Annotated in this window: 10 protein-coding genes; 9 read left to right on the top strand and 1 reads right to left on the bottom strand. The window is 71.9% G+C overall.

Annotated elements, in window-relative coordinates:
• From ACIBCA_RS32215 to rodA, 7 genes are all read left to right on the top strand, one after another.
• Positions 1-351, top strand: a complete 351-nt coding sequence (locus ACIBCA_RS32215) for a DUF4233 domain-containing protein (RefSeq protein WP_396286603.1) — start codon at positions 1-3, stop codon at positions 349-351.
• A gap of 145 nt (positions 352-496) precedes the next feature.
• The gene (ndk, locus tag ACIBCA_RS32210; protein WP_396286602.1) at positions 497-910 is read left to right on the top strand and encodes a nucleoside-diphosphate kinase; all 414 of its coding nucleotides are present in this window, start codon (positions 497-499) and stop codon (positions 908-910) included.
• A 313-nt stretch (positions 911-1,223) separates the two neighbouring features.
• Positions 1,224-2,249 (top strand): rod shape-determining protein, encoded by a 1,026-nt coding sequence (locus tag ACIBCA_RS32205; protein WP_031076009.1) that lies wholly within the window; start codon positions 1,224-1,226, stop codon positions 2,247-2,249.
• 117 nt (positions 2,250-2,366) lie between these two features.
• On the top strand, positions 2,367-3,320 hold the full coding sequence (gene mreC, locus ACIBCA_RS32200) for a rod shape-determining protein MreC (protein ID WP_396286601.1): 954 nt from the start codon (positions 2,367-2,369) through the stop codon (positions 3,318-3,320).
• Positions 3,321-3,323: 3 nt separating this feature from the next.
• Positions 3,324-3,965, top strand: a complete 642-nt coding sequence (gene mreD, locus ACIBCA_RS32195) for a rod shape-determining protein MreD (protein WP_396286600.1) — start codon at positions 3,324-3,326, stop codon at positions 3,963-3,965.
• A 54-nt stretch (positions 3,966-4,019) separates the two neighbouring features.
• On the top strand, positions 4,020-6,236 hold the full coding sequence (mrdA, locus tag ACIBCA_RS32190; RefSeq protein WP_396286599.1) for a penicillin-binding protein 2: 2,217 nt from the start codon (positions 4,020-4,022) through the stop codon (positions 6,234-6,236).
• Complete coding sequence (gene rodA, locus ACIBCA_RS32185; RefSeq protein WP_396286598.1) at positions 6,233-7,432, top strand: rod shape-determining protein RodA; 1,200 nt, start codon at positions 6,233-6,235, stop codon at positions 7,430-7,432. Before mrdA ends, rodA begins: the two co-directional genes overlap by 4 nt.
• Positions 7,433-7,514: 82 nt before the next feature.
• Here the strand turns inward: rodA and ACIBCA_RS32180 are convergent, their stop codons facing one another.
• Positions 7,515-8,807: a M14 family zinc carboxypeptidase gene (locus tag ACIBCA_RS32180; protein WP_396286597.1), complete on the bottom strand. Its 1,293-nt coding sequence runs from the start codon at positions 8,805-8,807 to the stop codon at positions 7,515-7,517.
• A 383-nt stretch (positions 8,808-9,190) separates the two neighbouring features.
• Here ACIBCA_RS32180 and ACIBCA_RS32175 point away from each other — a divergent pair, with 383 nt between their 5' ends.
• Both ACIBCA_RS32175 and ACIBCA_RS32170 read left to right on the top strand, forming a co-directional pair.
• The gene (locus ACIBCA_RS32175; protein ID WP_396286595.1) at positions 9,191-11,134 is read left to right on the top strand and encodes a TIGR03960 family B12-binding radical SAM protein; all 1,944 of its coding nucleotides are present in this window, start codon (positions 9,191-9,193) and stop codon (positions 11,132-11,134) included.
• 183 nt (positions 11,135-11,317) lie between these two features.
• Positions 11,318-12,082, top strand: a complete 765-nt coding sequence (locus ACIBCA_RS32170) for a TIGR03936 family radical SAM-associated protein (protein ID WP_396286594.1) — start codon at positions 11,318-11,320, stop codon at positions 12,080-12,082.
• Positions 12,083-12,328: the final 246 nt, after the last annotated feature.

The raw sequence follows: 12,328 nt of genomic DNA, 5'->3' as shown, positions 1-12,328 counted from the left end.
ATGAGGACGCTCTGCTCCTCGACCCTGATCGGCGAGGCGTTCCTGCTGCTCTTCGCGGCCTGCGTCGCGATGCGGCTCTCCAGCGTCTCCACGGCGACGGTCTGGATCGTCAGCGGCATCGCCATGGCCCTGTGCCTGGCGCTGTGCGGCATGATCAACCGCCCCGGCGCGGTGCAGATCGGCTGGGCGCTGCAGATCGGCCTGATCGCCACCGGTTTCGTCCTGCCGACCATGTTCGGCCTCGGCGTGGTCTTCGCGGGCCTGTGGTGGTGCTCGGTGCACTACGGCCGCAAGGTCGACACCTTCAAGGCCGCCCGCGCCGCCGCCGAAGCCCAGGCCGCGGCGGCCTAGGCCCTCTCTTTCGGATGTTGTCGCCCGGCAAGATCCGAAAGAGAGGGCCTCAACCACCTCACCGGGGCGGCAAGCCGACACGCCGTGTACGCAAGGTAACCTTCGCCCCGTACCCCCCGCTCATCCCCTCCCGAGGAGACGCACCGTGTCCCAGCGCACTCTCGTCCTGCTCAAGCCCGACGCCGTCCGCCGTGGCCTGGCCGGCGAGATCATCAGCCGCATCGAGCGCAAGGCCGGCTGGCGCTTCGCCGCCGTCGAGCTGCGCACCTTCGACCGGGCGACGCTGGAGCAGCACTACGCCGAGCACGTCGGCCGCCCGTTCTACGAGCCGCTGCTGGAGTTCATGACCTCCGGCCCCTCGCTCGCGCTGATCGTCGAGGGCGAGGAGGTCGTGAAGGGCATCCGCATGCTCGCCGGGGCCACCAACCCGCTGGAGGCCGGCGCCGGCACCATCCGCGGCGACTTCGCGACGATCACCCGCGAGAACCTGATCCACGCCTCCGACTCCCCGGAGTCCGCCGAGCGCGAGATCAAGATCTTCTTCCCGGCGCACGCCTGACCTCTCAGGACAACAGGGCCGTACGTCATGCCCCGGTCGGGACCATTGGCCCGGCCGGGGCATTCTTATCGGGAAATAGGCAACCATCGCCTCCGACACGGCGTCCCAATCCTCGGAGAAGCCATCACGCTCCGGACAATGGACGGTATGCCCCACGTCGACGTCCCCACCGCGCGGCGTGACTACGATGGACGCGACTCGAGGGCCCGGTAAGGCAGCTCAGCTGGTCTCCGCCCAAGCGCGGGCGCGCGCTTTCGTCCCCCCTCCATGAACCCCGAGCCCGGGAAGGCACCCACACCCCATGGCGAGCAACCTGTCGTTCATCGGACGAGACCTGGCGATCGACCTCGGAACTGCCAACACGCTGGTGTACGTCAGGGGCAAGGGCATCGTCCTCAACGAGCCGTCCGTGGTCGCGGTCAACACCAACACCGGCGGCATCCTCGCGGTCGGCGCCGAGGCCAAGAAGATGATCGGCCGCACGCCGGGCAACATCGTCGCCATCCGCCCGCTCAAGGACGGCGTGATCGCCGACTTCGAGATCACCGAGCGGATGCTGCGCTACTTCATCCTCAAGATCCACCGCCGCCGCTACCTCGCCCGCCCGCGCGTCGTGGTCTGCGTGCCCTCCGGCATCACCGGGGTCGAGCGCCGCGCCGTCATCGAGGCCTCCTCGCAGGCCGGCGCCCGCCAGGTCCACATCATCGAGGAGCCGATGGCCGCCGCGATCGGCGCGGGCCTGCCCGTCCACGAGGCCACCGGCAACATGGTCGTCGACATCGGCGGCGGCACCACCGAGGTCGCCGTCATCTCCCTCGGCGGCATCGTCACCGCCCAGTCCATCCGGGTCGCCGGCGACGAGCTGGACAACGCGATCGTCCAGCACATCAAGAAGGAGTACTCCCTCCTCCTGGGCGAGCGCAGCGCCGAGCAGATCAAGATGAGCATCGGCAGCGCCTTCGGCCTCGAGGGCGAGAAGGACGAGCACGCCGAGATCCGCGGTCGCGACCTCGTCAGCGGCCTGCCCAAGACCGTCGTCATCTCCGCCGCCGAGGTCCGCGAGGCCATCGACGAGCCGGTCAACTCGATCATCGACGCCGTCAAGACCACCCTCGACCAGTGCCCGCCCGAGCTCGCCGGCGACGTCATGGACCGGGGCATCGTGCTCACCGGCGGCGGCGCCCTGCTGCGCGGCCTGGACGAGCGGCTGCGCCGCGAGACCGGCATGCCGATCCACATCGCCGAGAACCCGCTCGACTCCGTCGCGCTCGGCTCCGGCAAGTGCGTCGAGGAGTTCGAGGCCCTCCAGCAGGTACTCGACGCCTCGCCGCGCCGTTAACCGTACGCCGACCCGTCCGGCACCCACCGCAAGAATCCGACACTCGACCGAACGGGCGGCCGCCCGGGCCCCACAGCCCCGCGCGGCCGCCGGGTACGAAGGGGCAGTACCAGCACCGTGAGGGACACACGAGAGAGTCGGCTGCTGCTCATCCTGCTGGTGGCCGTCGCCTTCGCGCTGATCACCGTGGACATCAAGGGCGGTGAGGACTCCCCGCTCGGCGGCGCCCGCCGCGCCGCCGCGAGCGCGCTCGGCCCGGTCGAGCGCGGCGCGGCCACCATCGTCGACCCCGTCGCCGACACCGTCCGCGCCTTCCGCGACGCCGCCACCGACAGCGGCCGCGCCGACCAGCTCGCCCGCGAGAACACCGAACTGCGGCAGAAACTCGCCTCCTCCGACATGGCGAGCGGGCGCGGCAAGCAGCTCGACGACCTGCTGCGCACCGCCGGCGCCGGCGGCTACACCGTCAAGGCCGCCCAGGTCATCGCGATCGGCCCGGCCCAGGGCTTCTCCTGGACCATCACCATCGACGCGGGCAGCGACGACGGACTCACCCGCGACATGACCGTCATCAACGGGCAGGGCCTGGTCGGCCGGATCACCACCGTCGCCCCGACCACCGCCACCGTGCTGCTCGCCTCCGACCCCGGCTTCTCGGCCGGCACCCGGCTGGAGGGCAGCGGCGAGATCGGCTTCGCCTCCGGCGGCGGCGACAGCCCGATGAAGGTCTCCCTGCTCAACGGCAAGGCCCAGGTCAAGGCCGGGGACCGGCTGGTGACCTTCGGCTCGCAGAGCGGGCGCCCGTTCGTCCCCGGCGTGCCGGTCGGCAAGGTCACCGAGGTCCAGGCCAACGCCGGACAGCTGACCAAGACCGTGCTCGTCGAGCCGTTCGTCCAGTTCACCCGGCTGGACCTGGTCGGCGTGGTCGTCGTGCCGCCGCGCGCCGACCCGCGCGACGCCGTGCTGCCGCCCGCCCCCGCGCCCGGACAGCCCCAGGCCCCCGCGCAGGCCCCCGCCCCCGCACCGACCGCGCCCGCCGCCCCGCCCGCCAAGCCCACTGGGGGGAACTGAGCCATGCGCCTCGCCCGCATCCCCGTCTCCGCCGCCCTGATCCTGATCGGCCTGATCCTCCAGGTCAGCGTCTTCGGCCGGCTCCAACTCCCGGGCGCGACCCCGGACATACTGCTGCTCGTCGTCATCGGCCTCGCGCTGGTGTACGGGCCCACCGGCGGCTGCCTGGTCGGCTTCTTCGCCGGCCTGGTCGCCGACCTCGCCCCGCCCTCGGACCACGCGATCGGCCGCTACGCCCTGGTGCTCTGCCTGATGGGCTACGCCGCCGGACTGCTGCGCCCCGACCACGGCCGCCAGCGTTCCGTCCTCAGCTCCCTGATGGTCGTCGGCGCCGCCGCGATCGCCTCCACCCTGCTGTACGCGATGGTCGGCGCCCTCGTCGGCGACACCGCCGCCCGGCACGTGGGCCTGGGCGGCCTGGTGATCAGCGCCCTGCTGTACGACCTGCTGCTGGCGCCCTTCGTGGTGCCCGTGGTGATGCTGCTCGGCCGCCGCTTCGGGCGCGACCCGGTGGCCGCCGCCGACGGCAACGACGAGGGCGGCCCGGGCCTGGGCACGCTGGCCCGCTACCGCACCACCCGCGAGGCGTCCTCCGGCCCGTCCTACAAGAAGCGGCGCATGCCCGGCTTCGCCCGCCGCCCGTAGCCCCTCGGGGCCCCTGGAACCTTCGACCTCCCCGCATCCTGGAGCGCACGAGACGTGAGCAACATCCCCGAGACCGGCCGTACCCGGCGGGTGACGATCCGTCTGGTGGTGCTGCAGATCCTGGTGCTGTCGCTGCTCGCCACCCTGGGCGGGCGGCTGTGGTACCTGCAGATCCGCAACGCCAAGGAGTACACCGCCAAGGCGACCGGCAACCACATCCGCGAGGTGGTCGAGCCGGCCGTGCGCGGCGAGATCCTGGACGCCTCCGGGCGGGTCCTGGCAGGCAACGAGACCCGGCTCGTGGTCTCCGTCAGCCGTACCTCCCTGCTGCAGCAGAAGGACGGCGGCAAGGCGGTGCTCGGCCGGCTGGCGGGCGTGCTGGGGATCCCGGCCAAGGACGTGCAGGAGAAGGTCCGGCTCTGCGACGCCAAGACGCAGCAGCCCTGCTGGAACGGTTCTCCCTACCAGCCGATCCCGGTGACCAAGGAAGCCACCACCCAGCAGGCGATGCAGATAATGGAGCGCCGCGAGGACTTCCCCGGGGTCACCGCGCAGCCCACCGCCGTGCGCCGCTACACCGGCGCCGAGGGCGCCAACCTCGCCCAGGTGCTCGGCTACCTCTCGCCGGTCACCGACGAGGAGGTCGGCAAGACCGCCGACAAGAAGGGCCTCGACCGCTACCTGCCGGCCGACCAGATCGGCCGCGCCGGGCTGGAGTCGGTGTACGACCGCGACCTGCGCGGCACCGCCGGCATCACCCAGCTGGAGGTGGACAACCTCGGCCGGGTCATCGGCACCGCCGGGACCGTCGCCCCGCAGACCGGCGACAACCTGGTGACCAGCATCGACGCCCGGGTGCAGAAGGTCGTCGAGGACAACCTCCTCCAGGCCATGAACGACGCCCGCAACACCTTCGACAAGGTCACCAACCGCAACTACGAGGCCGACTCCGGCGCCGCCGTCGTGATGGACGTGCACACCGGGCGGATCGTCGCCATGGCCAGCGCCCCGACCTACGACCCCAACCTGTGGGTGGGCGGCATCAGCGGCAAGGACTACCAGTCGCTGACCAGCAAGGACTCCAACTTCCCGCTGCTGAACCGCGCCATACAGGGTCAGTCCGCCCCCGGCTCGACCTTCAAGGTCATCTCCACCACCGCCGCCGTGCAGGCCGGCTACTCGCTGGACGGCCACTACGACTGCCCGAAGAGCCTGACCATCGGCGGCCGCGAGTTCAAGAACTTCGAGAGCGAGAACTTCGGCGCGATCTCCCTGGAGAAGGCGCTCGAGGTCTCCTGCGACACCGTCTTCTACGGACTGGCCTACGACCAGTGGATGAAGGACGGCGGCATCAAGCCCAAGAAGGACCCGGGCGACTGGTTCTTCAAGACCGCCCACCAGTTCGGCCTCGGCGCCAAGACCGGCATCGACCTGCCGGCCGAGGTGCCCGGCCGGGTGCCGGACCGGCAGTGGAAGCAGTCCTTCTACGACAACAACAAGGACGCCTGGTGCGCGCAGGCGCAGAAGGGCGGCAACAGCTTCTCGGACCAGATCGCCCGGGAGAACTGCGTCGACGGCTACCAGATGCGCGCCGGTGACGCCGTCAACTTCGCGATCGGCCAGGGCGACACCCTCGTCACCCCCGTGCAGATGGCCCGGATCTACTCGGCGCTCGCCAACGGCGGCACCTTCTACCGGCCCACCATCGCCAAGGCCGTCATAAGCCCGGGCGGGGATCTCGTCCGCGAGATCGCCCCGCACGAGGACGCCAGGTTCCCCGGCGACGACAAGCTGCTCAGCTACATCAACCAGGCCACCGCGGGCGTCATCACCAGCGGCACCGCCGCCTGGAAGTTCGGCGGGGCGGGCTGGCCGCAGAACAAGATCGAGCTGCACGCCAAGACCGGCACCGCCGAGGTCGAGGGCAAGCAGACCACCTCCTGGCTGACCACGTACAGCAAGGACTACGCCGTCGTCATGACGATCAGCCAGGGCGGCACCGGCTCCGGCGGCTCCGGCGACGCCGTGCGCCGGATCTACCAGGCGCTGTACGGCGTGGTCGACGACAAGGGCACCATCGACCCGTCGAAGGCGCTGCTGCCCACCCCGCAGGCGCAGCTGCCCAAGTTCAACCCGGACGGCACCGCGATCATCAAGCCGGCCGCCTACCTGGCCGACGCCGCTCCGGCCGCGCCCGCGCTGCCGTACGGCACCCTCGCCGCGGACAGCGCGCTGGAACCGACCCGAGGCCCCGGAAGGGGGCGGGCATGACCTCCTACGGCTCCTACCGGCAGCTGCGGCTGGCCCCGCAGCGCACCGGGGTCTCCAAGGCCCTGGCCAAGGACTCCCCGCTGTGGCGGCTGGACTGGATACTGCTGCTCGCCGGGCTCGCGCTCTCGCTGGTCGGCTCGATACTGGTCTGGTCGGCCACCCGGGGCCGGGACAACCTCACCCACGGCGACCCGCAGTACTTCCTGTACCGGCACCTCACCAACTTCGTCATCGGCCTGGTCCTGTGCGCCGTGGTGATAGCCATAGGGAGCCGGCGGACGCGCACCCTGGTGCCCTTCGTCTACGTCGGCGTGATCCTGCTGCTGATGGCCACGCTCAGCCCGGTGGGCTCCACCGTCAACGGCGCGCACTCGTGGATCCAGCTGGGCGGCGGGTTCTCGATCCAGCCGGCCGAGTTCGCCAAGGTGGCGATCCTGCTGGCGATGGCGGTCGTGCTCTCGGACCAGGTGGACGCGGGGGAGCGGGAGTTCCCCTCGCACCGGGCGGTGTTCCGGGGCCTGATCTGGGCCTGCCTGCCGATGGGCCTGGTCCTGCTGATGCCGGACGCCGGATCGACCATGGTGATGTCCGCGATCGTGCTGGGCATCCTGCTCGGCTCCGGCGCGGCCAACCGCTGGGTGCTCGGACTGCTGGCGGTCGGCGTCGCCGGCAGCATCGCCGTCTGGAAGCTCGGCCTGCTGAGCCAGTACCAGATCGACCGCTTCGCGGCCTTCGCCAACCCGCAGCTGGACCCGAACGGCGTCGGCTACAACACCGCGCAGGCCCGCATCGCCATCGGCTCGGGCGGGCTGACGGGCAAGGGGCTGTTCCACGGCACGCAGACCATAGGCCAGTTCGTGCCGGAGCAGCAGACCGACTTCGTCTTCACCGTCGCCGGTGAGGAGCTGGGCTTCGTCGGCGCCCTGGCGATCATCGCGCTGGTCGGCGTGATCCTGTGGCGCGCCTGCCGGATCGCCCGTCAGGCGACGGACCTGTACGGGACGATCGTGGCGGCGGGGATCATCGCCTGGTTCTCGTTCCAGGCGTTCGAGAACATCGGGATGTGCCTGGGCATCATGCCGGTGGCGGGCATCCCGCTGCCGTTCGTCTCGTACGGCGGGTCGTCGATGTTCTCGGTCTGGGTCGGGATCGGGCTGCTCCAGGCGGTGCGCAGCCAACGGCCCATAGCGGCCTGAGAGTTGGGGCTTGTGGGGCCGGTCCGGGATCTCCGGGCCGGCCCCGCTGTCGTTTCGGGCTCTCGTGTCGGGTGGGGTGTGGTCAGAGCAGCAGGTCCGCCGTGGTGAGGACGGCCCGGGTCTGGTGGGCGAGCTGCTCCTGGACGGGGACCCAGCGGGCGCCGAAGCGGTGGCGCAGCTGGTCGAGGCTGTCGGTGACGATCGCGCGGGCGCGGTCCCTGGCCACCTCCGCGGCGGCGCCGCGCGCGCCCGCGAGCAGGCGCAGCAGCAGGGAGGCGACGCGCAGGGGCAGCCGGGCCGCGACCAGCCCGGCGGTGGTGACCCGCGCCACGGTCAGCGGCCCGGCGCTCCACCGCTCCCGCCACTCCTCGGCCATGGGGGGCCCGACCGCCAGGTTGAACTCGGCCGTGCGCAGCAGCGGCGCGTGCTCGTCGCGGGCGCGCGCCGGGACGTGGGGGAGCAGGGCGATGAGCTCCGCGGCCCGGGTCTCGAGGGCGCGGGCGGCCGCGTCCACGGCCTCGGCGGGGCGGGGGTGGGGCCGGGCGTCGGCCACCGCGTCCACGGCCCACATCGGCACCTCCAGGACGGCCGTGACGGCCCCGTACCGGGCCGCGTAGGACCAGGTGGACAGCTCGGGCTCGTCCGGCAGGGCCTGGGGGGCGGCGGTGCTGCCGGGGGAGGGCATCAGGTACGTGCCGGGGGCGGGGCTGGGCCAGCCGATGGCGTCGTAGCAGTCGAGGTCCAGGGGCAGTCCGGCGCGCTCGGCGGAGCGGGCGAGGCGTTCGGGCAGGCCGGGGACGGGGCCGGTGAGCTGCACGAAGGCGCCGCCGAAGTCGACGCCGTGCAGCGAGCACTGGAGGAAGGGCCGCAGTTCGTCGATGAGGTCGGTCAGCGCCCGGCTCTCCGGCATCGGCGGACGGCCGGAGCCGGGGGCGGGCAGCAGCTCCGGCTGCTCCTCGAAGGAGGGGCGGAAGAAGTGTTCGTAGTGGCGGCGCATGGTGAGCGGGCCGTCGAGCCAGCCGGAGCCGAGCGCGGCGCCGTCCGGGTCGAGGCACAGCAGCAGGTGCCAGGACAGGCCGGGGCGGGCGGGGCGGTCGAGGAGGATCTCGGCCAGGCGCAGGGCCCCGGCGGTGCCGATGGGTTCGTTGGGGTGGGGGCCGCCGACGATCAGGGCGGCGCGGGGGCCGCGGTCGACGGAGAGCAGGAGCAGCGGGCGTCCGGCCCGGGAGTGGCCCACTTCGCGCAGCCGGCAGCGGTCCGGGTGGCGCAGGGCGAGCCGCCGGGCGGCGGATTCGGCCTGGGCCTGCGTGGGGTAGCGGGCCGGTCGGGTGTCGAGGGTCCGCAGGGGACGGACCCGCCGACCGGTGTCGGTCATGGTTCTCCTTGCGCCGGGCACGGGGCCGCCGGGGGAGCGGTTGGCACGGGGGTACCGGGAGCGGGGGACGGGGAAACGGGGAGGGGTGGGCGGTGAGGCGGGCGGTGAGGGAGGGGACGGGCCGGGCCGGGGCTACCCGGTGCGGGTGCGAGCGTACGACTCAACTCGGGTGTCCGGAAGGGGCGCAGAGTTGTCTGACGGGGCCCTGCCAGGACGGCGCGGGCGCCCCGGGGCGCAGCGCGGGCACGTTCGGGGCGCCCGGGGGCCGTGCGCGGGGCCGTTCGGGGGCCAGGCCGGTCGTCCACGGGATTGGGCTACCCTTGAGGGTCACCCCTCCCGTGCCGACCAGCGGCACCGAATCACGTCGTAAGGGTTCCTAGTACATGACTGTCGAATCGGTCTTCCCACGCCTGGAGGCCCTCCTCCCGCACGTCCAGAAGCCGATCCAGTACGTCGGCGGCGAGCTCAACTCGACCGTCAAGGACTGGGACGCCTGCGACGTCCGCTGGGCGTTGATGTACCCCGACGCCTACGAGGTCGGCCTGCCCAACCAGGGCGTCATGATCCTCTACGAGGTGCTCAACGAGCGCGAGGGCGTCCTCGCCGAGCGCACCTACAGCGTCTGGCCCGACCTCGAGGCGCTGATGCGCGAGCACGGCGTGCCGCAGTTCACCGTGGACGCGCACCGCCCGGTGAAGGCGTTCGACGTGTTCGGCCTCTCCTTCTCCACCGAGCTCGGCTACACCAACATGCTGACCGCGCTCGACCTCGCGGGCATCCCGCTGGAGGCGAAGGACCGCACCGACGAGGACCCGATCGTCCTGGCCGGCGGCCACGCCGCCTTCAACCCGGAGCCGATCGCCGACTTCATCGACTGCGCCGTGATCGGCGACGGCGAGCAGGCCGTCCTCGACATCACCGAGATCGTCCGCGCCTGGAAGGCCGAGGGCCGCCCGGGCGGCCGGGACGAGGTGCTGCTGCGCCTGGCCCGTACCGGCGGCGTGTACGTGCCGCGGTTCTACGACGTCGAGTACCTGCCGGACGGCCGCATCGGCCGTGTCGTGCCGAACGCCCCCGGCGTGCCGTGGCGGGTGTCCAAGCACACCGTCATGGACCTCGACGAATGGCCCTACCCCAAGCAGCCGCTCGTCCCGCTCGCCGAGACCGTCCACGAGCGGATGTCCGTCGAGATCTTCCGCGGCTGCACCCGCGGCTGCCGCTTCTGCCAGGCCGGCATGATCACGCGCCCCGTGCGGGAGCGAAGCATCACCGGCATCGGCGAGATGGTCGAGCGCGGGCTCAAGGCGACCGGCTTCGAGGAGGTCGGCCTGCTGTCGCTCTCCAGCGCCGACCACACCGAGATCGGCGAGGTCGCCAAGGGCCTGGCCGACCGCTACGCCGAGGACAAGATCGGCCTGTCGCTGCCCTCCACCCGCGTCGACGCCTTCAACATCGACCTCGCCAACGAGCTCTCCCGCAACGGGCGCCGCTCGGGCCTCACCTTCGCCCCCGAGGGCGGCAGCGAGCGCATGCGCAAGGTGATCAACAAGATGGTGTCGGAGGAGGACCTCATCCGCACCGTCGCCACCGCCTACGGCAACGGCTGGCGCCAGGTGAAGCTGTACTTCATGTGCGGCCTGCCCACCGAGACCGACGAGGACGTGCTCCAGATCGGCGAGATGGCGAAGAACGTCATCCAGAAGGGCCGCGAGGTCACCGGCCAGAACGACATCCGCTGCACCGTCTCCATCGGCGGGTTCGTGCCCAAGCCGCACACCCCGTTCCAGTGGGCCCCCCAGCTCTCCGCCGAGGCCACCGACGCCCGCCTCGCCAAGCTGCGCGACTCCATCCGCGGCGACCGCAAGTACGGCAAGAACATCGGCTACCGCTACCACGACGGCAAGCCCGGCATCATCGAGGGCCTCCTCTCCCGCGGCGACCGCCGCATCGGCGCCGTCATCCGCGCCGTCTACGACGACGGCGGCCGCTTCGACGGCTGGCGCGAGCACTTCTCCTACGACCGCTGGATGGCGAGCGCCGAGAAGGGCCTCACCGGCACCGGCGTCGACGTCGACTGGTACACCACCCGCGAGCGCACCTACGAGGAGGTCCTCCCCTGGGACCACCTGGACAGCGGCCTCGACAAGGACTGGCTCTGGGAGGACTGGCAGGACGCCCTCGAAGAGGTCGAGGTCGACGACTGCCGCTGGACCCCCTGCTTCGACTGCGGGGTGTGCCCCCAGATGCAGACGAGCATTCAGATCGGTCCGACCGGTAAGAAGCTGCTGCCGCTGACGGTCGTCGGGGGCGCCGAACAGGTGAAGTAGCCCGGATGGTGGTGGGGCGGCCCCCGGTCCTCGGGACCGGGGGCTGTCACGTGGGGGTGGGTGGGGCGCGTACCCTTGCTGGTGACAGGTGTCCGGTGCAGTGGCCCGGACGGGGATCGAAAGACAAAGGACTGAGCGACTCTGGCACGCCGTACGCCCGACGGTCCGCCGCCCGCGCCGACGGTGCAGCGGATTCGCCTCCGCTACACCAAGCGCGGCAGGCTCCGCTTCACCAGCCACCGTGACTTCCAGCGCGCGTTCGAGCGCGCGCTGCGCCGGTCCGCCGTTCCGATGGCCTATTCGGCCGGGTTCACGCCGCACCCGAAGGTCTCGTACGCCAATGCCGCTCCCACCGGGGTGGCGAGTGAGGCGGAGTACCTGGAGATCGGGCTGGCCGCGCACCGGGACCCGGAGGCGCTGCGGGCGCAGCTGGACGGATCGCTGCCGCCTGGGCTGGACGTGATCGACGCGGTCGAGGTGCGGACGCCCAACTTCGTGGAGCGCCTGGAAGCCTCCGAATGGCTCGTCCGGCTGGACGGGGTCGAGGAGGGCGAGGCGGCCCGCGCGGTGGAGGTGTTCCTCGCCGAGGAACGGGTAGAGGTCGAACGCCTCACCAAGAACGGCGTGCGGGTCTTCGACGCGCGCGGTCCGGTGGCGGCACTGGAGCTCGCCCCGCCGCAGGTCGGCGACGGTGCGGACACGGCGGTCGGTTCGGGGCACGATGTTCGGACGGGCCGTCCCTGTGCGATACTGCGCCTGGTAGTACGACACGCCACACCCGCCGTACGACCCGACGACGTATTGTCCGGTCTCCGTGCGACGGCCGACCTGGCGCCGCCGGTCCCCGCAGAGGTGACCAGGCTGGCGCAGGGGCCGCTCGACGAGGGGACCGGCACGGTGACCGACCCGCTGGCGCTCGACCGCGCCGCGGCCCCGGCCGGCTCGTAAGAGGCCGCCGGGTCGCGCGTGACCTGCGTCCGCCTAGCGGGCGGAGGCCGGGTCCAGTGCCTCACTGGGCCCGATGGGTCCTCCAGGGTTCCCGCGGCTCCCCAGGGGAGCGAGCGTCGTCGCAGCACAGGCCGGCCACCCCCGTCCGGGAGCCACCCGGGCCCGGGGGACGGCGCAGCTTGCGAAAACCACAGAAGACTGGTCAGACCAGAAGACTTTCGACACCCCGCAGAGCGCGGGGCGCCG

This window comes from Kitasatospora sp. NPDC051170 (assembly GCF_044455705.1).
GTDB lineage: Bacteria > Actinomycetota > Actinomycetes > Streptomycetales > Streptomycetaceae > Kitasatospora.
The sequence above is the reverse complement of the archived record's forward strand: the minus strand, read 5'-3'. Positions and strand labels throughout refer to the sequence as shown.

What these genes read in the sequence shown, in the direction of transcription:
- mreD (WP_396286600.1), top strand. Translation starts at nt 3,324, where the DNA reads ATGCGCCTCGCCCGCATCCCCGTCTCCGCCGCCCTGATCCTGATCGGC.
- ACIBCA_RS32175 (WP_396286595.1), top strand. Translation starts at nt 9,191, where the DNA reads ATGACTGTCGAATCGGTCTTCCCACGCCTGGAGGCCCTCCTCCCGCAC.
- ACIBCA_RS32180 (WP_396286597.1), bottom strand. Translation starts at nt 8,807, where the DNA reads ATGACCGACACCGGTCGGCGGGTCCGTCCCCTGCGGACCCTCGACACC.
- ACIBCA_RS32215 (WP_396286603.1), top strand. Translation starts at nt 1, where the DNA reads ATGAGGACGCTCTGCTCCTCGACCCTGATCGGCGAGGCGTTCCTGCTG.
- rodA (WP_396286598.1), top strand. Translation starts at nt 6,233, where the DNA reads ATGACCTCCTACGGCTCCTACCGGCAGCTGCGGCTGGCCCCGCAGCGC.